At 36.8% G+C, this 21,130-nt stretch carries 17 protein-coding genes; 9 read left to right on the top strand and 8 right to left on the bottom strand.

Going from position 1 to position 21,130, the window contains the following annotated elements:
- The first annotated feature begins 25 nt into the window (after positions 1 to 25).
- The 3 genes from melA to BM121_RS02420 all read left to right on the top strand — a co-directional run bounded on the left by melA (position 26) and on the right by BM121_RS02420 (position 2,640).
- The gene (gene melA, locus BM121_RS02430; protein WP_091480654.1) at positions 26 to 1,513 is read left to right on the top strand and encodes an alpha-glucosidase/alpha-galactosidase; all 1,488 of its coding nucleotides are present in this window, start codon (positions 26 to 28) and stop codon (positions 1,511 to 1,513) included.
- Between the two features lie 119 nt (positions 1,514 to 1,632).
- On the top strand, positions 1,633 to 1,887 hold the full coding sequence (locus tag BM121_RS02425) for a hypothetical protein (protein WP_091480652.1): 255 nt from the start codon (positions 1,633 to 1,635) through the stop codon (positions 1,885 to 1,887).
- Between the two features lie 27 nt (positions 1,888 to 1,914).
- On the top strand, positions 1,915 to 2,640 hold the full coding sequence (locus tag BM121_RS02420; RefSeq protein ID WP_091480649.1) for an MBL fold metallo-hydrolase: 726 nt from the start codon (positions 1,915 to 1,917) through the stop codon (positions 2,638 to 2,640).
- Between the two features lie 40 nt (positions 2,641 to 2,680).
- Here BM121_RS02420 and BM121_RS02415 read toward each other — a convergent pair whose 3' ends face one another.
- The 4 genes from BM121_RS02415 to BM121_RS02400 form a co-directional block, all read right to left on the bottom strand.
- Entirely contained in the window at positions 2,681 to 3,718 is a 1,038-nt protein-coding gene (locus BM121_RS02415) for a LacI family DNA-binding transcriptional regulator (RefSeq protein WP_091480647.1), read from the bottom strand.
- 98 nt (positions 3,719 to 3,816) lie between these two features.
- A complete protein-coding gene (locus BM121_RS02410; protein ID WP_091480646.1) occupies positions 3,817 to 4,656 on the bottom strand; it encodes a sugar ABC transporter permease in 840 nt (279 codons plus the stop codon).
- Entirely contained in the window at positions 4,656 to 5,969 is a 1,314-nt protein-coding gene (locus BM121_RS02405) for a carbohydrate ABC transporter permease (RefSeq protein ID WP_091480643.1), read from the bottom strand. The genes BM121_RS02410 and BM121_RS02405 overlap by 1 nt, the downstream gene beginning before the upstream one ends.
- A gap of 56 nt (positions 5,970 to 6,025) precedes the next feature.
- The gene (locus BM121_RS02400) at positions 6,026 to 7,321 is read right to left on the bottom strand and encodes a sugar ABC transporter substrate-binding protein (RefSeq protein WP_091480642.1); all 1,296 of its coding nucleotides are present in this window, start codon (positions 7,319 to 7,321) and stop codon (positions 6,026 to 6,028) included.
- Positions 7,322 to 7,706: 385 nt separating this feature from the next.
- Between BM121_RS02400 and BM121_RS02395 the strand changes: the two genes are divergently transcribed.
- Positions 7,707 to 9,782, top strand: a complete 2,076-nt coding sequence (locus tag BM121_RS02395) for an alpha-amylase family glycosyl hydrolase (RefSeq protein WP_091481250.1) — start codon at positions 7,707 to 7,709, stop codon at positions 9,780 to 9,782.
- Between the two features lie 80 nt (positions 9,783 to 9,862).
- The gene (locus BM121_RS02390) at positions 9,863 to 11,614 is read left to right on the top strand and encodes a glycoside hydrolase family 13 protein (protein WP_091480639.1); all 1,752 of its coding nucleotides are present in this window, start codon (positions 9,863 to 9,865) and stop codon (positions 11,612 to 11,614) included.
- A gap of 219 nt (positions 11,615 to 11,833) precedes the next feature.
- Here BM121_RS02390 and murQ read toward each other — a convergent pair whose 3' ends face one another.
- The 4 genes from murQ to nagA all read right to left on the bottom strand — a co-directional run bounded on the left by murQ (position 11,834) and on the right by nagA (position 15,577).
- Positions 11,834 to 12,754, bottom strand: a complete 921-nt coding sequence (gene murQ / locus BM121_RS02385) for an N-acetylmuramic acid 6-phosphate etherase (protein WP_091480637.1) — start codon at positions 12,752 to 12,754, stop codon at positions 11,834 to 11,836.
- A gap of 16 nt (positions 12,755 to 12,770) precedes the next feature.
- Positions 12,771 to 13,493, bottom strand: a complete 723-nt coding sequence (locus tag BM121_RS02380; protein WP_091480634.1) for a GntR family transcriptional regulator — start codon at positions 13,491 to 13,493, stop codon at positions 12,771 to 12,773.
- Positions 13,494 to 13,657: 164 nt separating this feature from the next.
- Positions 13,658 to 14,389: a glucosamine-6-phosphate deaminase gene (gene nagB, locus BM121_RS02375; RefSeq protein WP_091480629.1), complete on the bottom strand. Its 732-nt coding sequence runs from the start codon at positions 14,387 to 14,389 to the stop codon at positions 13,658 to 13,660.
- Between the two features lie 6 nt (positions 14,390 to 14,395).
- Complete coding sequence (gene nagA, locus BM121_RS02370) at positions 14,396 to 15,577, bottom strand: N-acetylglucosamine-6-phosphate deacetylase (protein WP_091480627.1); 1,182 nt, start codon at positions 15,575 to 15,577, stop codon at positions 14,396 to 14,398.
- Positions 15,578 to 15,993: 416 nt separating this feature from the next.
- Here nagA and BM121_RS02365 point away from each other — a divergent pair, with 416 nt between their 5' ends.
- The 4 genes from BM121_RS02365 to BM121_RS02350 all read left to right on the top strand — a co-directional run bounded on the left by BM121_RS02365 (position 15,994) and on the right by BM121_RS02350 (position 21,105).
- Positions 15,994 to 17,307, top strand: a complete 1,314-nt coding sequence (locus BM121_RS02365) for an ABC transporter substrate-binding protein (protein ID WP_091480624.1) — start codon at positions 15,994 to 15,996, stop codon at positions 17,305 to 17,307.
- 77 nt (positions 17,308 to 17,384) lie between these two features.
- The gene (locus BM121_RS02360; protein ID WP_091480621.1) at positions 17,385 to 18,248 is read left to right on the top strand and encodes a carbohydrate ABC transporter permease; all 864 of its coding nucleotides are present in this window, start codon (positions 17,385 to 17,387) and stop codon (positions 18,246 to 18,248) included.
- 21 nt (positions 18,249 to 18,269) lie between these two features.
- Positions 18,270 to 19,154: a carbohydrate ABC transporter permease gene (locus tag BM121_RS02355; RefSeq protein WP_091481247.1), complete on the top strand. Its 885-nt coding sequence runs from the start codon at positions 18,270 to 18,272 to the stop codon at positions 19,152 to 19,154.
- A gap of 37 nt (positions 19,155 to 19,191) precedes the next feature.
- Positions 19,192 to 21,105, top strand: coding sequence for a beta-N-acetylhexosaminidase (locus BM121_RS02350; RefSeq protein WP_091480619.1), 1,914 nt, complete (start codon positions 19,192 to 19,194; stop codon positions 21,103 to 21,105).
- The last annotated feature ends 25 nt before the right edge of the window (positions 21,106 to 21,130 follow it).

The raw sequence follows: 21,130 nt of genomic DNA, 5'->3' as shown, positions 1-21,130 counted from the left end.
TCAGAGACGAAAAGGAGGCTGAAACGTGTCATTTAAAATTGCTTTTATAGGTGCAGGTAGTATTGGTTTTACGAGAGGATTGCTTCGTGACATTTTGTCGGTACCAGAGTTTCAAGGGATAGAGGTAGCTTTCACCGATATAAATGAGAAAAATTTAGATATGGTAACCCAGTTGTGCCAGCGAGATATCCAAGAAAATGGACTGGATATGACGATTAAGGCAACAACAGACAGAAAAGCTGCCTTAACAGATGCGAAATATATTTTTAATGTTGTTCGTATTGGTGGATTGGAAGCTTTTAAACATGATGTGGAAATTCCGTTGAAATATGGTGTTGATCAATGTGTAGGTGATACATTAAGTGCAGGCGGGATTATGTACGGACAAAGAGGCATTGTCGAGATGTTAGAAATTTGTAAAGATATTCGCGAAGTAGCGGATCCTGATGTGTTGCTGTTAAATTATGCGAACCCAATGGCAATGTTAACATGGGCCTGCAATAAATATGGTGATGTCAATACAATAGGTCTTTGCCATGGTGTGCAAAATGGACATAAACAAATCGCGGAAGTATTAGGGAAGGAAAAAGAAGAAGTCGATATTATTTGTGCCGGGATTAATCATCAGACTTGGTATATCGAAGTGAAAACAAATGGTCTAGATCGAACCGGAGACTTATTGGAAGCATTTGAAAATCATCCCGAATACAAAGATACTGAAAAAGTGCGAATTGATATGCTTCGACGCTTCGGTTATTTCAGCACAGAGTCAAACGGACATTTGAGTGAATATGTGCCTTGGTATCGTAAGCGTCCGGAAGAAATTAATGAGTGGATTGATTTAAACAGTTGGATAAACGGGGAAACAGGTGGTTATTTACGCGTTTGCACGGAGGGCCGTAATTGGTTTGAGACTGATTTTCCAAATTGGTTAAAGGAACCAGCGTTTGAATATAAAGAGGAAAACCGTGGTGAAGAACATGGCTCCTATATTCTAGAGGGCTTAGAGACAGGCCGGGTATACCGTGGACATTTTAACCGGGTGAATAATGGCATTATTTCGAATGTACCAGATGATGCAATCATTGAAGCACCAGGTTATGTCGATCGCAATGGAATCAATATGCCATATGTGGGTGATTTACCACTTGGCACAGCTGCAGTTTGTAATGTCAGCATTTCCGTTCAGCGCTTAGCGGTAGAAGCTGCAGTCCATGGAGATGACTATTTATTACGTCAAGCAATGATGATGGACCCATTAGTAGGTGCTGTTTGTAACCCGAAGGAAATTTGGCAGATGACAGATGAAATGTTAGTTGCTCAACAAGAATGGTTACCGCAATACAAAGAACAGATAGTTGAGGCTGAAAAAAGATTGGTAGAAGAAGAACAGATACCAACCAAAGATTATCAGGGAGCAGCAAGATTAAAAGTAAAATCAGTTACAGAAATGGCCAAAGACCGAGAAGCAGCCGTAAAAAATGCCGGTGAAGCAGATAAAGGGAATTTTTGATTAATGAGATAAATATTAGTATAGTAAAGCCACTAGGGATTTCTGGTGGCTTTTTTGCATGTTTGAATGAGGAATTGAGATAAGAAGATATTAAGAAGTGCAATAAAGGACAAAAAAGAGTGAACTCAAAAAATGTTGTCCATCATCAAGGTAATGAAGGACAAAAGATAGTGAATTCCAAAAATATTGTCCATCATCAAGGTAATGAAGGACAAAAGATAGTGAACTCCAAAAATATTGTCCATCATCAGGGTAATGAAGGACAAAAGATAGTGAATTTCAAGAATGTTGTCCATCATCAGGGTAATGAAGGACAAAAGATAGTGAATTCCAAAAATATTGTCCATCATCAAGGTAATGGTGGCTATGTCTGATAAAGAATCATAAGGAGCTGTGATAAAATGAAAATTATCCCGCTTGGTATCTGGGGAGGATATCCTAAAGCAAATAGTGCCACATCATCGTTTTTAATTGAAGAAGATGGTTTTCATCTTTTGTTTGATTGTGGTAGTGGTGTGCTTGCTTCCTTACAAAATCATATATCCATTCAGCAATTAGATGCGGTGATCATCACTCACTATCATCATGATCATATAGCAGATGTTGGTGCGCTTCATTATGCAAAATTAATTCAAAATCAATTAGCTGAACAACCTAAGACACTGCCAATATATGCACATGATCTGGACGAACAGTATCACTCTCTATCCTACAAAGAACATATGAAAGCATATAGTTTAACGAAAACAACAGAAATAGGTCCTTTTACAATCGAAACAACAAAAACGGATCATCCTGTGTTCTGCTTAGCCGTACGTTTAGCGGCAAAAGGAAAAAGTGTCGCATTTACGGCAGATACAGGCTGGCAGGAGTCGCTTGTCCCATTTGCTAAGCATGCTGATTTATTAGTTTCGGAAGCAAATCTTTATCAGGAGTATGAAGGACAAATTTCGGGTCATATGAGTGGTCGGCAAGCGGGGATTCTAGCAGAAAAAGCAGCAGTGAAGCAACTAATGCTGACTCATTTACCACACTTTGGCACCTTAAATAACCTTGTTGAGGAAGCGAAACAAACATATAGCAATCAAACAACCATAGCTGCTGTCGGAAAATCGTATATCATTTAAAAAGGTATACCCGTGTTTGTTGGGTATACCTTTAAGACAGTTATTCAACCGGTTCAGACGTGATCGATCTTGTTGATTGTCTAAATTTAATTTCATAAGGAACAATAATCCGTTTTGCCGGCTCATCTTTGTCTTTTGCCTTTTCAATTAAGCACCGAGCGGATTGCACACCTAACTGATAGATTTGAATATCAACAGTTGTTAAAGGTGGTGTTGTGATTTCCGATAGGTAAAGGTTGTTAAATGACGTTAAAGAAACGTCTTGCGGACAGCTGAGTCCGATTTCCTCTAATGTATTAATAACACCTAATGTCATTAAGTCATCAGCCACAACTAAACCTGTTGGTGGTTGGTCTAATGCAAATAGTTGCTCCACCGCATCGCGTCCACCCGATTTGAGAAATTCGGCATGGACGGTATATTCGTTTGGTAACGGTAAATCTGCTTCTTCTATAGCAGATTTATAGCCATTGAAACGGTCAACGGTCACTGTTAATTCCGTTGAACCACCAATAAAAGCGATATGGCGATGGCCGATGTCTATCAAATGATTGGTTAAATCTTTGCTGGCTTTAAAGTTATTATTATCGACATACGTAATTTCACTTTCTTGTTCAGAAGGTTTCCCGACAATAACAAAGGGGAATTTTTTCTCTGTTAAAAATTGTTGTACAGGATCAGCAATTCGTGAGTATAGTAAGATAATACCGTCAACTCGGTTACCATTTACCATTCGTTGTACTTCTTCAAATACTTCTTGATCATTACCACCAGTTGATACGTATAAAGAATATTCTGTTTCATGGGCAAAAGAGCCAATTCCCCGTAATACTTCAGGAAAGAATGGATTCTGTAATGCTTTATCAGCAGATGACGGCATAATTACACCAATTGCTTGTGAAGAGCGTACCGCTAGATTGCGTGCGTTTATGTTTGGATGGTAACCCAAGTCTTTCATCGCTTTTCTAACACGTTTCTTTGTATCCAAACTGATTCTAGGATTGTCAGCTATTACTCTAGAAACAGTAGAGGGTGCTACTCCTGCTTTTTTTGCTACGTCTTTTATTGTTACTGCCATAATTTCTCACCCTTTAGTTTAGTAAAAATGCATCGCTGTCTGAAATTACTGTATTTCTATTATATGTGATCAAGTACTAATATCACAATATATATCGTTTAACCTTTTGTTCCTCCAGCCGTTAGTCCAGAAATTAAGTAGCGTTGCAAGAATAGATAAATCGTTGCAACAGGAACAGCGATTAAAATAGAACCAGCAGCAAATCTAGTAAAATTATTAGCAAAACGATCATTAATAAAATTAAATAGTCCTACAGCCAGTGTATAGTTATCTTGACTTGATAGTACGATAGATGGTAATAAGAAATCAAAAAGCGGCATCATAAAATTAAATAACGCAACTACCGCTAAAATAGGTTTAGCTAGTGGAAGTATTACACTCCAAAACACTCTTAAATGTCCAGCACCGTCAATTTTTGCTGCTTCGTCCAGTTCCCGAGGAATAGTGTCGAAATAGCCTTTAACTAACCATGCATTAAATGGTATTTGACCACCAAGATAAACCAAAATTAGCCCAGTTAATGTATCCAGCATGCCAATCATATTAAGGAAAATATATAATGCTACCATTGCCATCATAACAGGAAACATTTGAAGTAACAGGAAGATATATAAGGCATTCTTTTTACCCTTAAATTGAAAACGAGAAAATGCGTAGGCTACCAAGGATGTTATGATAACACTTCCTGCAGCTACTGCTACGGATACAATCAATGAATTTTTATACCATAATATATAGTCGCTGTCCTCACTAAAAAGCCATTTATAATGTTCCAATGAAAAATTTTCTGGAATCAGAGAAGATGAATATAAACTTGTACCTTGGTTCAACGACATTCCTACTGTCCAAACTAATGGATAAAAAATAATAATGGAAGTAATAAGAATTACAAGATACATAAGGGTTACTTCGATTTTTGATTTTTGTTTTTGATTCATTATAATTCACCTTCTTCCTTAAATGATTTCGTTTGCCTAAATTGATAAAAGGCGAAACCAGAAATAATAAGTCCCATGATTAGAGAGATAACTGCCGCCATTGCATAGTTATTCGTTTCAAAGGTTAACTTATATACCCAGGAAATTAAAATGTCAGTACCACCAGCATTCTGATTCCTTACTGGAGGGCCACCTTCATTAAATAAGTAAATAATATTAAAGTTATTGAAATTTTGCGCATATTGCATAATTAATAATGGTGCAGTTGCAAACATTACATGCGGAAAAGTTATAAATCGAAATTTTTGAAAACGGGATCCGCCATCTACATCTGCTGCTTCATACCAGTCTTTAGAAATGCTTTGTAAGACACCTGTAAACAAGGCAAATATAAATGGAAAGCCTAACCATGTTTGAATTAAAATGATGGCTGTCCTTGCATAGAAAGGTTCACTGAGCCATGATATACCTTCTCCGCCAAATAGTGGAATAATAATATCACGGTTAATCGCACCAAAGTCATCATTAAACATGGCAGAGAAAATTAAGATCGTAACAAATGCTGGAACAGCCCAAGGTAAAATGAGTATTGTACGAATTAATTTCTTGAATCGGATTCTTGGATCATTTACGATTAACGCTAAAAATAAACCTATAGCAATTTGCAGTGTTGTTGCAAGAACTGTCCATACAACTGTCCACGCTAAAACACTGACAAAAGTATCCTGCCAGATTGGCACAGTAATAAGTTCTGTAAAGTTTTCAAATCCTACCCAATCCACAAGGTTCCTTGGTGGAGAGTTGTACAAATTATAATTGGTGAATGCTAGCAATACCGAAAATAAAAGTGGAAATATTACTACAAAAATCATCAGTAATAATCCAGGAACAGTCATTAAATATGGAAATGCCGTATCGTAAAAATCAATTATTGTGGCTTTAAACCCTTTTGGTGTCCATCCATCTCTTATTTTTTTGGCTTGGTTACGTGCGTCCATCACATTAAATATATATAATGCGATCAAAATAACAGTTGCAATTAATGCTAAAACACCAAAGACTAATAACCGGATAGAGTGATCTGTACCAGGAATTGTACCTAATGTACGTAATCCCCAAAGGCCGAAATTGATCGAATCTAAAAAGGGCACTAATAAGGCAAGTTCTAATAGAATAAAAATAGTACCTTTTAAATATCTACGGTTATAGAGTTGTCCTAACCCTGCAAAGATAATCGATAGTACAGTAGCAACATTAGGATTATGGTTTTTAAAGTTTTTATTGGAATTTTGGTTCAATTTGATTCCCCCCATCGATAGTACGGTGAAAAATGAGAGGGAAGAAAAATAATTTCTTCCCCGTGCATGTTTTATTGAGCGCCACTAGCGTCAATGTTTGTTTTAATTTGTTCCACTGCTTCTGGTAGTACAGAAGAAGGGTCTTCACCTTCAGCTAAAAACTGTAGTGCATTATTCATGGGCTCCCAAACTTGAGACATTTGTGGTGTGCTTGGCATCGGGACGCCATTTTCAATTTGTTTACTGAATGTACTAAAAATTGGATCATCAATAGATTCAAGTGCATTTGTATTAGTAGGCAATTCGCCTGCAACGTCAAAGTAATGTTTCTGGTTTTCTTCATTTGTCATAAATAAAGCAAGATCTGTAGCCCATTTTGTATTGTCAGAAAAGTACGATACCATCCATGCTTTCACACCAACCAATGATTGAGCTCCTTGACCATTGATTTCAGGGAAAGGTGCAAATCCAAGACTGTCACCTAAAGCTTCCTTATAACTTGGTATACTCCAAGGTCCGTTAATAACAGCACCAACTTTTCCTTCTGTAAACAATCCATCTATCACATCAGTTGTAGTGGAAGGAGGAATTTTTCCTTCTCCGAAGAATGACTGAAATAATTCTCCACCCTCAATAGCACCTTCATTTGCCAATCCGATATTAGTTGTATCATATGTGCCATTCTCTCCACCGAAAATATAAGCACCATTAGTTTTAAAGAATGGATAAGAAAAATATAAATCGTTTGGCTTCATTAAAAATCCAAATTTATCTTCTGAAGCATCTGTGTTTTCTTCTAATGCAGTGATTAAGTCATCAATGCTTTGGGGCTCATCGATTATATCTTTATTATAAAAAATTCCATATGTTTCGATTACAGCAGGAATACCATACATATCCTTCGAACCTTCAAATTCATATTGTACAGATGCTATAGAAGCATCACTGTACCCAACTAAATCCTCTTCTGAAATATCAAGCGGATGTGCTAAACCTTGTGCAACAATATCCCCTGTTCGATCGTGTGGTTGAAAGAATAAATCCGGTCCTCGGCCTTCAGGTCCTGCTAATGCTAGTTCATCTAATTGATCTAACATAGTTTTAGATACGACATTAATGGTAATCCCATTTTGTTCCTCATAATCTGCTGCTATTTTTTCAATAGCTTCTAACTGTTTTTCTTCATCATTTGCCCAAACTGTTAATTCTTCAGGCTTATCAGCATCTGCAGAACCTTCAGATTCTTCTGATGTGTTCCCCTCATTATTATCTGAATTTGTTTCTTCTTCTCTGTCTGGAGCACATGCGGAGATGATAACGATTGCAAATAATGCTATTAGAGCTAAAAAATACTTTGTGTTTCTCATCTAATTTCTCCCCTTTTTAATTATTTGCGCAATCGATTGCGCTTTGTTGGATTTAATTATACATAGGATAAATTATTTAAGCAAGCGTTTTCTAAAAAATGTTTTCAATAAATTTTTTCTACATTATATGTGCTTTTTGGCATATATAAATGTATTGACAGATCGTTTAGTTTGCTGTAATAATGTAATTAACAACTGTGATATACACTATTATACAAATTGAGGGCACTGCTTTTGTATTTAGTACAAACAACCCCGGCTTTTATCAAAGTCGGGGGTTGTTTGTTTTGGGAAAGGAGGAAAGATGTAATAGTATAAAAAGGGGAAAGGATGACGTACTTTGTTTGATTCTTTAAAAATTATAACGAAAACGATTGCGCTTATTATGGTTGTGTTGGTGATGATGTATTCTTCATCATCAGTAATGAAGGCTACTTCAGATGTAAATAAGGTGAATTATTCCCAAGATACGATTTATCAAATTGTAACGGATCGCTTTCATGATGGGGATCCTTCCAATAACCCGGAGGGACAACTGTATAGTCAAACAGATTTGCACAAATATATGGGTGGCGATTGGAAAGGTATTATTGAAAAAATTAATGATGGGTATTTTACCGACCTAGGCATTACGGCATTATGGATTTCTCAACCTGTTGAAAACATTTATAACGTACATCCTGAAGGTTATACTTCTTATCATGGCTATTGGGCAAGAGATTATAAAAAAACTAATCCATTTTATGGGGATTTTGAGGATTTTGATGAGCTAATTAATGTCGCACATAGTAATGGAATAAAGATTATTATGGATTTTACACCCAATCATTCATCTCCAGCTTTGGAAACGGACACAAGTTATGTAGAGAATGGGGCTATTTATGATGAAGGGAGCTTAATCAGTAATTATTCAAATGATACCCATGGCATATTCCATCATAATGAGGGTACTGATTTTTCTTCGTATGAAGATGGTATATATAAGAATCTTTATGACTTGGCCGATTATGATCTGCAAAATGAAGTATTAGATCAATATTTAAAGGATTCCATAGAATTATGGTTAGATAAAGGAATTGATGGCATTAGAGTAGATGCGGTGAAACATATGTCCCAAGGGTGGCAAGAAACTCTTGTGAATCATATCTATTCATATCAACCAGTGTTTACATTTGGAGAATGGTTTTTGGGACAAGGTGAAGTAGATACTAAAAATCATGACTTTGCAAATGAAAGTGGTATGAGTCTTTTGGATTTCCAATATGGTCAACAAATAAGAGCTGTATTAATGTCTGAGGAAGAAAATTGGTTGGATTATCAGGATATGATTGAGGAAACGTCCATTAGTTATCAAGAAGTGAATGATCAGGTAACATTTATTGATAACCATGATATGAGCAGATTTCAAAAAGAATCTGCTTCTAACTTGAATACAGAGATGGCATTAGCAGTTTTACTAACTTCCCGTGGAGTACCTACTATCTACTATGGTACAGAGCAGTATTTAACTGGGGAATCAGATCCAGAAAACAGAAAACCTATGCCAGGTTTCGATAAAACGACAAAAGCATACCAGATTATTAGTAAACTTGCTCATTTAAGGAAAAGTAATTTAGCATTAGGTTATGGAAAGACAACCGAACGTTGGGTGAACGAGGATGTTTATATTTATGAGAGAAAATTTGAAGATCATATAGTCGTAACGGCAATAAATAGTGGGGAAAACAGTTATACGATAACAAATATGAATACGGATCTTCCAGAGGGCACTTATTCTGATGTGTTGGATGGCTTGTTAAATGGCAATTCGTTAAATGTAGATGGTGATGGTACCGTAAGCGAATTTGAGCTGCAGGCAAATGAAGTAGCAGTTTGGGAGATAACGGTAGCAAATGATGATCCAAAGATAGGTCATGTCGGTCCAATGGCAGGACAACCTGGTAATGAGATAACAGTGAATGGAGAAGGTTTTGGAGATACTCCGGGAGATGTTTTATTTGATGACAATGGTGCATCCATTACAACGTGGAGTGATTCAGAAATCGTTTTAACTGTTCCTGAAGTTTCAGGAGGACTTTACGATGTGAAAGTGGTGACAGCAGATAGTGTGGAAAGTAACGCATATTTAAATGTTGAAGTTTTAACAAACCATTTACTACCCGTAAGAATTGTAGTTGAACAGGCATCTACTAATTACGGAGAAGATATATATGTAGTTGGAAATACACAGGAATTGGGAAATTGGGATACCGACAAAGCTATAGGTCCATTCTTTAATCAAGTGATGTATTCTTATCCAACATGGTATTATGATGTGAGTGTACCTGCAGATTATCCATTAGAGTATAAATTTATTAAAAAAGATACAGAAGGTAATGTGATTTGGGAAAGCGGAACAAATCATACGTATACAGTACCAAGTGAAGGTACTGATGTCATAACTTCAATATGGCGTGATTAACCTATCATAAACGGGCAATGCTTTTCTACAACCCCATTAATATTAATGGGGTTGTTAATATATAGAAAGGGGTATGTTAAATGTTTATTGAAGCTATAAAACACAGAGCAATTAATCCATATATTTACGCAAGAGATAAAGAAACAATTAATATTATGTTAGAAACGAAAAAAGGTGATGTAGAAACAGTCGAATTAATTTTTGCGGATCCCTACGATTTTAAAGGTGATCAATGGCAGTATAAAACAGAACAAATGATCAAAACAGGTTCTACTCATTTAACAGACTATTGGAAGATATCTATTAAACCTACATACAGAAGATTACGCTATGGCTTTCAATGTATGGACAATCAAAAGGAGAAGGTTATTGTAACGGAAAGGGGTTTTTATAAGACGATCCCTTCTGAAATAGGTAATTACTTCTGTTTACCATATTTACATGAGATCGATATATTTCAAGCACCTGACTGGGTGAAGGATACTGTTTGGTATCAGATTTTCCCTGAACGATTTGCGAATGGGGATTCCTCTTTAAATCCAGAAGGTACATTACCTTGGGGCAGTGAAGAACCAAGCCCGACCAATTTTTTCGGAGGCGATTTTCAAGGTGTCATGGATCATCTGGATTATTTAGTGGATTTAGGTATTAATGGCATTTACTTTACTCCTATTTTTAAAGCATATTCGAATCACAAATATGACACGATTGATTATTTCGAAATTGATCCACAATTTGGGGATAAAGAGACATTTCGCAAGTTAGTGAAAGAATGTCATAAGCGTGGAATCAAAGTAATGTTGGATGCAGTGTTCAATCACAGTGGCTATTATTTTCAGCCATTTCAAGATGTATTAAAGAATCAAAATCATTCTCGTTATAAAGATTGGTTTCATATATGGGAGTTCCCAGTTAAAGCAGATGGTTATCCCAATTATGATGCGTTTGGGTTTGTAGCATCCATGCCGAAGTTAGATACTGCCCATCCACAAGTGAAAGAATATCTGCTTGATGTCGCTCGATTTTGGATAGAGGAGTTCGATATTGACGGTTGGCGTTTAGATGTAGCAAATGAGGTAGACCATGCCTTTTGGCGTGATTTTCGAAAAGTAGTCAAGGATGCTAAGCCTGAAGCCTATATTCTAGGAGAGATTTGGCATGATTCCATGCCTTGGTTACAGGGGGATCAATTTGATGCCGTGATGAATTATCCTTTTACCAATAGCTCGGTTGAATTTTTCGCTACGCAGCAGATGGACAGTCAAACATTTGCAGATAGTATCACTGATGTATTGCATATGTATCCGCAAAATGTTAATGAAGCGGCATTTAATTTGCTGGACAGTCATGATACGGCAAGAATTTTAACAATGGCGGAAGGTAATAAAGACCAGATTAAACTGCTTTACCTATTCCAACTGTCCTTCATTGGATCACCATGCATTTACTATGGTGACGAGATTGGCATAACAGGTGGAGGTGATCCAGGCTGCCGTAAATGCATGGAATGGAATGAGTCAAAGCAAGATCGGGAATTATTCCACTTTATACAAAAGCTTATAAAGATGCGGCAAGAAGTATCTGCATTTGGAAACTGCGCAGAATTCAGGTTTCTTACGGTCGATGAAGATGTAGTTGTCTATCAAAAACAAGTAGAAGAAGCAGAGCTTATTTTTGTTTTAAATAACAGTGACCAGACGAAAATTATTGAAATAGAAGGACTAACAAATAGAAAGGCAATAGAATTATTCTCAAACCAAGAGGTAGTAGTAGAAGAAACAACAGTAACAATGGAAGCGTATGGGTATAAATGTTTTCAGTTACATCATTAATAAGAAAAAGGCTTGCTTTCGTTAAGAGCAAGCCTTTCGTTTAATGTTTCGCTTCGTATCCTGCAGCGAAGATAGCTACTATAAATGCCACAATAACACCGATGATTAATGCGATATTCATGAGGATCCTCCTTTTTTATAAAAACCTCGATCACTTATGTACTTTATTCTTTCTCTATTATAGCGAAGACTATACGATTTGTGAAGAGATATATTACTTCATTTGTTTTCACTATTCCTCTGATTGGTTTCATATAATTGGATCGCTTTTTTTACGTGATTATTTGCTCTGATTAGATAGTTATTTGCTTCCTGTATGGTGCAACCTGTTTTGGATATAATTAGGGAAAGCTTTACATCGTTGTTTGTTTCGTTCATTAATGCTTTTGCTTCTTCTTCATTAAGAGTTGTCAATTGCATCAACATCGTTTCGGCTCGTTTTACTAATTTATGATTAATGAGCTGCATATCTACCATCTCATTCTGATACACTTTTCCCAGTTTAATCATGGTAGCAGTTGAAATCATATTGATGGCTATTTTTTGGGCGGTACCGGCTTTTAATCTTGTTGATCCTCTGATTACTTCAGGACCTACTATCAATTCGATGGCGACATCACTTAATTCACTTGACATTGTTTGATGATTACAGCTGATCGAGATCGAGGAAGCCTGTTTTTCTTTTGCATAGGTAAGAGCAGCTAACGAATAGGGAGTAGTGCCGCTCGCACTAATAGCAATCAGTACATCGTTTTCATTAAAATTGCATGACTGTAATTCCTGGACAATATCGGATGCGCTATCTTCATGTTGCTCAAGCGGTTCCCACATCGCGTTTTTTCCACCAGCAACAAACGCGATCCAACGGTCAGGGTCGATCGAAAATGTTGGCCCAAGCTCAACTGCGTCTAATACACCGATACGTCCACTTGTTCCAGCGCCAACAACAAAGACACGAGCATCATGTTGCCACTTGTCTACAATCAGCTCAACTGATTCTGCAATCGCCGTTAATGATTTTTGAATTCCTTCTTGAATATGGCGATCTTCTTCCAGCATTAAAGAAACGATATCGATAGCGTCCATTTCATCAATTGAAAGTGATTTTTGATTTGTCGCTTCTGTAACTGTTTTGACCATAATACGTCGCTCCTTATTAACGTTCTAGATCAAGCATAAATTTGTAGCGATCTGCACGGTAAGAGGATTTAACCACTTCAAATGTAGTGCCATTTTCTAGTTGTGTTGTTCTTTTCATAAAGAGGACCGGTGATTGCTCTGGTATCTCCAAATATTCAATCTCTTCCTCATTTGCAATAGTAGCTTCAAATATTTGACTTGCTTTTCCTATCTTCAAACCCATTTCATTCTCGATATATTGGTAAATCGAGTTTTGGACAATGTTATCGGTCAAACCTTTAATCAAATTTGCAGATATGTAAGTACGTTCCAGAGCCATGGGAATATTCTCTGCTAATCGTATTCGTTTTATCTCATAAATTGGCGCGTGTTCTGGTATATCAAGCTGCTCAGCTAAACTCTGGTTGGCAGGAATCATTTCAAAGTTTATTAATTTGTTGCTTGGATCCATCCCGCGTGCTTTCATGTCTTCTGTAAAGCTTGTAAGTCCGTTTAAGTTTTGTTCTAATTTTTGCTCTGTTATGAACGTTCCTTTACCTTTTACACGATGTAAATAACGTTCATTTACTAAATTAGTGATTGCTTGCCGTACTGTCATTCTGCTGATGTTCAGTTGCTCAGCATATTCTCTCTCGGATGGTAATGCGTCACCTGGGTTGTAATCACCATTTTCTATTTTGGATTTAATTTGTTCCTCTAACTGATGATAAATAGGGATTGGTGATTGCTTATCTATCATTGGACTATCTCCTTTCAGTATTTGCTCTTATTGCTAATATATGAAGTGGATTTTCACGGTGCTAACTCCGCTGATGGAAGTTCACCCACTTATCTAGCGTTAGATTTATATTGTGAAAAAGGGATTTTTTCGGGCAATATCACTGGCTTTTACATGATGCTTTATTAAATATTAGTATCCATTATAGCATCTTCATCTGCAATGATGGTAACATTTTCATGCCTGTTTAGGATAGATGCTGGAAATTGTTCGTCTATTTGACCATGTATGAGTTTATTAAGTGCTTGATTCTTTTCTTTTCCAGAGACCAAGAGCAATATTTCTTTGCTTTCCATGATTGAACCAATTCCCATTGTGATGGAATGTCTAGGAACATGCTCGATTGAGTCAAAAAAGCGGGCATTAGCCTGAATCGTTGATTGAGTTAATGATACGATGTGTGTATGTTGATCAAATGATGTTCCAGGTTCATTAAACCCTATGTGTCCATTTTTACCTAATCCCAATAGTTGTAGATCAATCCCGTTGTGTTGTTTTATCATTTCTTCGTATGCTTGGCATTCTGCTTCCAAATCTTGCGCAAGTCCATTTGGAATGAAAGTTTGATCCTGAGGAAGATTTACTTTGCTGAAAAAATGCTTATACATATAATAGTGGTAACTGTTAGGATCCTCTTCGGGAAGTCCAATATACTCATCTAAATTAAATGTGCTGACATGTTGATAGGAAGTTTGGTTTTCCTGATAATCTTGCGCTAAATGGGCATATGTTTGAATGGGGGTCCCACCAGTAGCTAATCCCAATGTGATATGTGAACTTGATTTAATTCTATCTAAGATAATATTTGCTGCAATTTTACTCATTTCTAGATGATTAGTTGTGCGAATTAATTTCATCTTTTGTTACATCCTTTCGTAAGCAATTTCTCCGCGGCATAGTGTAAGAAGGATATCATTGTTATCATCTAATAAAACGATATCGGCATCTTTTTTTTCAGCAATTGTACCTTTTCTGTTTATCATGCCCAATTCTTTTGCAGCATTTGCAGATGTCATGGCGATCGCCTCCTCGAAAGTACAACCACTAAAATGGATGATATTTTTCATTGCATCTCCCAATTTCAAAGTGCTACCTGCTAGTGTACCGTCATCTAGTCTTGCTTTTTGTTCTACGACATTAACCTTTTGGCCGCCTAAATCATAATGACCATCATGCAGACACTTTGCTCTCATTGCATCTGTTATTAAGAGTAATCTGTCTTTCCCTTTGAGCTCAAAAGCTGTCTGGATCGCTTCAGGGGTAGAGTGAACACCGTCAGCTATCATTTCTACCATCAACTCCTTCTGAAGCCATGCTGCACCTACTACACCTGGTTCCCGATGATGAAAGCCGCGCATTTGGTTATACAAATGTGTAATATGGGATAAGCCATATTTGATAGCTGTCTTAATTTGTTCGGCTGTGGCATCGGTATGTCCTGCTGATGCAATAATGCCTTGACTTTTTAAATGTTGAATAAATTCCATTCCACCATTTACTTCCGGCGCAAGTGTGACAAGTTTTATTTGTTTGTTCGCTAATTGCTGCCATTTTTGAAAGAGTGTAATATCAGGTTCTTTTATATGTGCTTCGGATTGTGCTCCTTTTCGCTTTATGTTGATGAATGGCCCTTCTAAATGAATCCCGATAATCTCAGCTTCTCCTGAATGTTGCTGGTCCATGTAGGAAACGGCATTTTTAATCGCTTTTTCGATATCGTCGTTACTTTGGGTCATAGTAGTTGCTAAAAAAGAAGTCGTTCCTTCTTTCGGTAATGTATCAGCCATTGTTTGCAATGCCTGTTTCGTACCATCCATTACATCAGCTCCGTTTGCGCCGTGTATATGAACGTCGATTAATCCAGGAATCGCTTTTACATGTTTATCTGAAAAATCAAGGATTCGGTATCCCTCTTCTGTTGTTAAGTGGTCTAATGTACCAATTTCTTCGATGATATGATCCTTGATTTTAATGAATCCGTTATGAAGTTTCTTGTTTTCTGCATATATTTTCATATTTTTAATCAAAAGCTTTTGTCTATCCAATTATGATCACACCTTTAGAGAATAAGTTGTTAATTATAGAATATCAGTTTAAAGTATGGTTGTCTATACCTAATGAAAAGATATGGTTTATTTTTTGTGAAAAGTGTGTGAACAGTTATGACAAAAAGGTTGTAAATGGTATATACATGTGTAGTGATTTTTATCCAAAACAACAGATCTTTTAAATGAGGAAGGATTTAAGCAATAGTATGATCGAAAAATAGTATGGTATTAATGAGAAATATACTACTATTATAGATTGATTTATTAAGGTTTCTAACCGGTTTATTGAGATGATGGTTGAATATGGAAGAATTATAGAAAAGGTATTGACATTTCAACCCCCTAAAGCTATATTAGGTATAGACAACTGTACATAGGTTGTTGATAAACTTTAAAGAAAAGGGGTAGTTAGGTTGAAGCAATTTAAATGGAGTCTGTTGTTAGTTCTTTTGTTTGTTTTAATAGGTTTAGTAGCATGTTCAAATGATGAAAGCGGTTCAACTCCGGTAGACAGTGATGACAATTCTGACAGTGCTGAAGAGACAGACGCAGATACAGAAGAAGCATCTGGAGAAGTTGATCTTCGAGTGGTAACGACTATGGCGGGTACGGATCCCGCAGGTGAAGTATTCCAAGAAGTATTAGATGAATTTGTGAGCGAAAATCCGCATGTAACTATTGAAAATGACTCACAATCAGCAGATGCCGGTACAATTCGTACTAAAGTAAATACAGATTTCTCTTCTGATAACGAACCTGATATTATGTTCTATTTTAATACAATAGATGCAGAAGGGATTATCGAAGAAGGTAAGGTTGTGAACTTAGAGGAAGCTGAAGACATAGACTTATCTGGATTTAACTCCATGCTTGAACAACAAAGACATAGCGACGGTAACATTTATGCTGCACCACAATCAGGTTTCTATGAAGGATTATTCGTTAATGAAAAATTATTTGAAGAACAAGGTATTGAACTACCTACCACTTGGGAGAAATATGAAGCAGCAATTAAAGCGTTTGCTGAAACAGATATTGTTCCAATTGCAGCGTCAACAGAGGACTCTTATTATGTAGTAGAACACTATGCACTTGCTGCAGGTGGGATGGAAAATTACTCAGCAGAATTAGCAGACCAAAATCCAGCGTGGGCTGAAGGTTTAGATAATATAAAGAAACATGCTGATATGGGAGCATTTACTCCTGATGCAGCTACGATAGATCTAGCTATGGCTCAAGAATTATTTAAACAGGAACAAGCAGCAATGATTTTCGAAGGTTCCTGGTTATGGGGGCAGTTGGAAGAAGCGGAAATGGGCGAAGATGTAACCGTTTTACCGATGCCGGTTTATGCTGATGGAGGCGAAACTGGTGAAATTGTTGGTGGTGCATCTCAAGGATGGTTTATCAGTACCAAATCTTATGAAGATGAAGCGAGGCACGATGCAGTGGTAGATCTATTTAACTATTTAACCTCTGAAGAAGTAATAGTTCGGATTGCGGGAGCAACAGGTCAACCACCAGCAAAAGGTGCATTAGAAGGTTTGCCAGCATATTTAGAGGGTGGTCATCAATTAATAAGTGATGCACCAGCAGTAGCATTACCGATTAATGACCGCATTTATCCAGAAGCGTTTACCCATATGCGTACGAGTGTACCGGAAATTGTGAGTGGAAATAAAACTGGTGAGCAAGTATTACAGGAAGCAGTTGAAATGGAAGAGTAATAGATAACTAGAGAGCAAATAGGAGGTTGTCGCTGTATCAGTGTCAGCCTCGTTGCTCATCTGGAAGGGAGGATATCATGAAGGGTGATAAACTGTATGTTTTTCTCTTTCTCACGCCTGCTTTTATCATAACAGGCATCTTTTTGTATTATCCGTTTGTGGAAAATATTCTGCAGAGCTTTTATAAAACGGATGGATTCTTTAATTCTACGTTTATTGGACTAGATAACTACGTTCGGTTATGGAATGATGAGATTGCTAGAGAAGCATTATTCAATTCCTTGGAGTTAATGTTATACGTGACGATTTTTCAAGTTGGGATCGCACTTATTCTTGCGATAATGGTCAATGCGATTACGAAAGGTACCGGGTTTTACCGTACTACATTTTTCTTTCCGATCGTCATTTCCGGGGCAGCAATCGGGTTATTATTTACGCTGATCTACAATTACAGAAATGGTTTGCTGAATGAGATTTTAGTTAATCTTGGTTTAGAAAGAGTGTTATGGCTCACCGAGCAATCGTCCTTATACATGGTAGCTATCCCAACGATATGGAATTATGTTGGTTTTTACTTTGTGATATTGCTAACGGCTATTCAAAAAATCCCAGATGACTTTTATGAAGCAGCTGCTTTAGAAGGGATTACCGGTGTACAAAAGATGTTTAAACTGACGATTCCGTTAATAGTGAGTGATTTGAAAACATGTATTGTTCTTGCTATTACCGGTACGTTAAAGATATTTGAACTGGTATACATTATTACCAGAGGTGGTCCTGGAAGTTCCTCGGAAGTATTAGGAACCTATATGTATCAGAAGGCATTTGAAGATACGGCAATGGGATATGGTGCTACTATCGCAGTATTAATCGTTGTTTTAGGTTTAACTTTAGCGTTTATTACGAACAAATTATTGCAAAAAGAAGAAGTAACATACTAAAAGGAAGAGAGGTGTTTGCCATTGCATACTTATACTAAGGACCGTTTAACATTTTGGGAAAGGTTTCAAGAAAGATATTTTTCTCAGTCAAAAGTAGGGAAAATATTTATTTACGTCGTACTTACTTTATGGTCAATGACTACCATTTTTCCTTTAGCATGGGTATTTTTGAATTCTTTTAAGGACTCACGTGAGATTATTACGGATACATTTAAAATGCCAACTGACCCAACGATGCAAAATTATGTCAATGCGTTTGAAACGGTTAACATAGGAAAGAGTTATATGAATAGTTTTATTATATCTGGATCTGTTGTACTACTTGTATTGTTTATTGGTGGGTTAGCAGCTTTTGCAATGGCACGGATGCAATTTAAGTTAAGAGGGTTATTACAAGCTTTGTTAATTGCGAGTTTGCTAATTCCGGCTTTTGCTACCATTGTTCCTGTATACCGGATGATGATTCAAATGGACCTTGTCAATACATACCTTGCGCTGATTATTCCTCATACTGCGGGTAATCTGCCTTTTGCTATTTTGGTTATCAGTGGTTATATGGCGACCATCCCAAAAGAATTGGAAGAGGCATCTGTAATGGATGGCTGCGGTCGCTTCAAAATGTTTACTAGAATATTCTTACCGATATCATTACCTTCTTTCGCAACAGTGGGTATATTTGTATTCCTTTGGTCATATAACGATTTATTTTCCTCATTAGTATTAGTCTCACACGAAAAAGTAGCACCAATCGTAGTGTTATTATCTAATGTTAGTTCACAATATGGTACCGATTACGGTTTAATGACTGCAGCGATTGCGATGACAGTAATTCCTGTACTGATTTTCTATCTAGTAGTTCAGAAGACATTTGAAAAAGGAGCAACATCCGGAGCGGTCAAAGGTTAACGATTGAAAGACAATCATAAAAGAAAAGGTGATCAATTTGTATATTTTATTACAAGGAGAATTTCACGCATTTTTACCTGGTATTGAAGAGTTGCAGAAGGAAATTAATTTCACCCTCCGTGAAGACGGAATTCCATTAACAATAGAGAAGAGCGATAGTAAGGATACAGTTGTTGAGTTCAGAAATGGTGAAGGGTTTATCTCTTATGGTCAAGCCTATCATGTCTATAGAGCGATTGGTTTATTTATCCAACACAGTGAAGAACAAGCAACGTTTATGATTAAAGAAATTCCACAATTTCAGACAATTGGTCCGATGTTTGACCTGTCTAGAAATGCTGTGATGCGTGTAGATCAATTTAAATATATGCTTCGAAAAATGGCATTAATGGGATTTAATTCTGCAATGCTTTACATGGAAGATACGTATGAAGTTAAAGATTTCCCTTACTTTGGATATATGCGGGGACGTTATTCACAGCAAGAATTAAAGGAACTTGATGATTATGCTTTGCAATTTAGTATCGAGTTGATTCCATGTATTCAAACACTTGCACACTTAGAAGAGTTTTTAAAGTGGGATGCATCAGCTCACCTTAAAGATACAAGAGGTGTCTTGTTAGTGGAACAAGATGCTACTTATGAATTCCTGCAAAAAATGATTACTGCTGCTACTAAACCTTTTCGAAGTAACCGTGTTCATATTGGAATGGATGAAGCGGAGGAATTAGGCAGAGGCATCTACTTAAATAGATTTGGATATAAAGATCGACTGGATTTAATGACAGATCATTTACGAAAGGTAAAAGAAATAACAGATGAACTCGAACTCGATGTCATGATGTGGAGTGATATGTTTCTAAAACTTGTTTCTGATTCTGGGGATGATCAGTATGATATGTCAACGGAAATTTCGAATGATATGCAAAATAAAATTCCCGAAAATGTCCAATTAATGTATTGGGATTATTTCCATACGAAACAAGAAGATTATCAGGCACTGATTACTAAACATAAACAATTAGGGCAAACACCTGCATTTGCGGGTGGTATTTGGGTATGGAATACATTTGCAACAAATTATGGACTATCGTTACAAACGAGTGAAGCGGCTCTGACGATGTGTAAGCAGGAAGGCGTAGAAGACGTGTTTGTCACTTTGTGGGGAGACGATGGTTACGAAAATAACTTTTACTCAGCGTTGTTAGGCTTACAATTGTATGCAGAACATCAATATCAAAAGACTGTTGATAAGGAACAATGGTATGCCCGTACGAGATTTTGTACCGGTTTAGATGCGGAGAGCTTTTTACAGTTAAATGATCTAGATGCGATTCCAGGAGTGGCAAATGGAAACTTGGATCAAACAAATCCATCGAAATTTTTGCTATGGCAAGATGTACTTCTCGGCTTATTTGATAAACATATAGAAGGGGTAGAACATGACGTTTCTGCTCATTATCAACAATTGGAAAAAAAGATTAAACAGTCACGCCATCAAAGTGTAGAGCTTAACTTTATTTTTGAAGTGCCAGAGAAATTGTCAAGGGTGTTAGCACAAAAGGCTTCTATCGGAATAACGTTAAAAACTGCTTATGATAATAAACAGTTTGAGACATTACGGCAAATTACTGATCAGGAAATACCTGAAATTATTGATAAAGTCAAGGTTTTACGAGATGCGCATAAAAAGCAATGGTTAACCATTAATAAACCTTTTGGCTGGGAAGTTATCGATATTCGTTATGGTGGACTTATTGCTCGTTTAGAAACCGCGATAGAACGAATTACTGATTATTTGAATGGTGAGATGGAGAGGATTGAAGAACTGGAACAAGAGCGTCTGCCGTTTAATGCTAATCTGGATAAAACAACTGGTTTAGGCTGGTCCAGTTACTATTATCGTATGGCATCACCGAATGTGTTTTTTCATGTATTACCGATCTATTAAAGGAAAAATATTTGGAAGGAATGAG

The organism is Gracilibacillus orientalis (genome assembly GCF_900114645.1).
In the GTDB taxonomy this organism is placed as follows: Bacteria; Bacillota; Bacilli; order Bacillales; family Amphibacillaceae; genus Gracilibacillus; species Gracilibacillus orientalis.
Note: the sequence above shows the minus strand (reverse complement) of the source record. Positions and strands in the feature narration are given on the sequence as shown.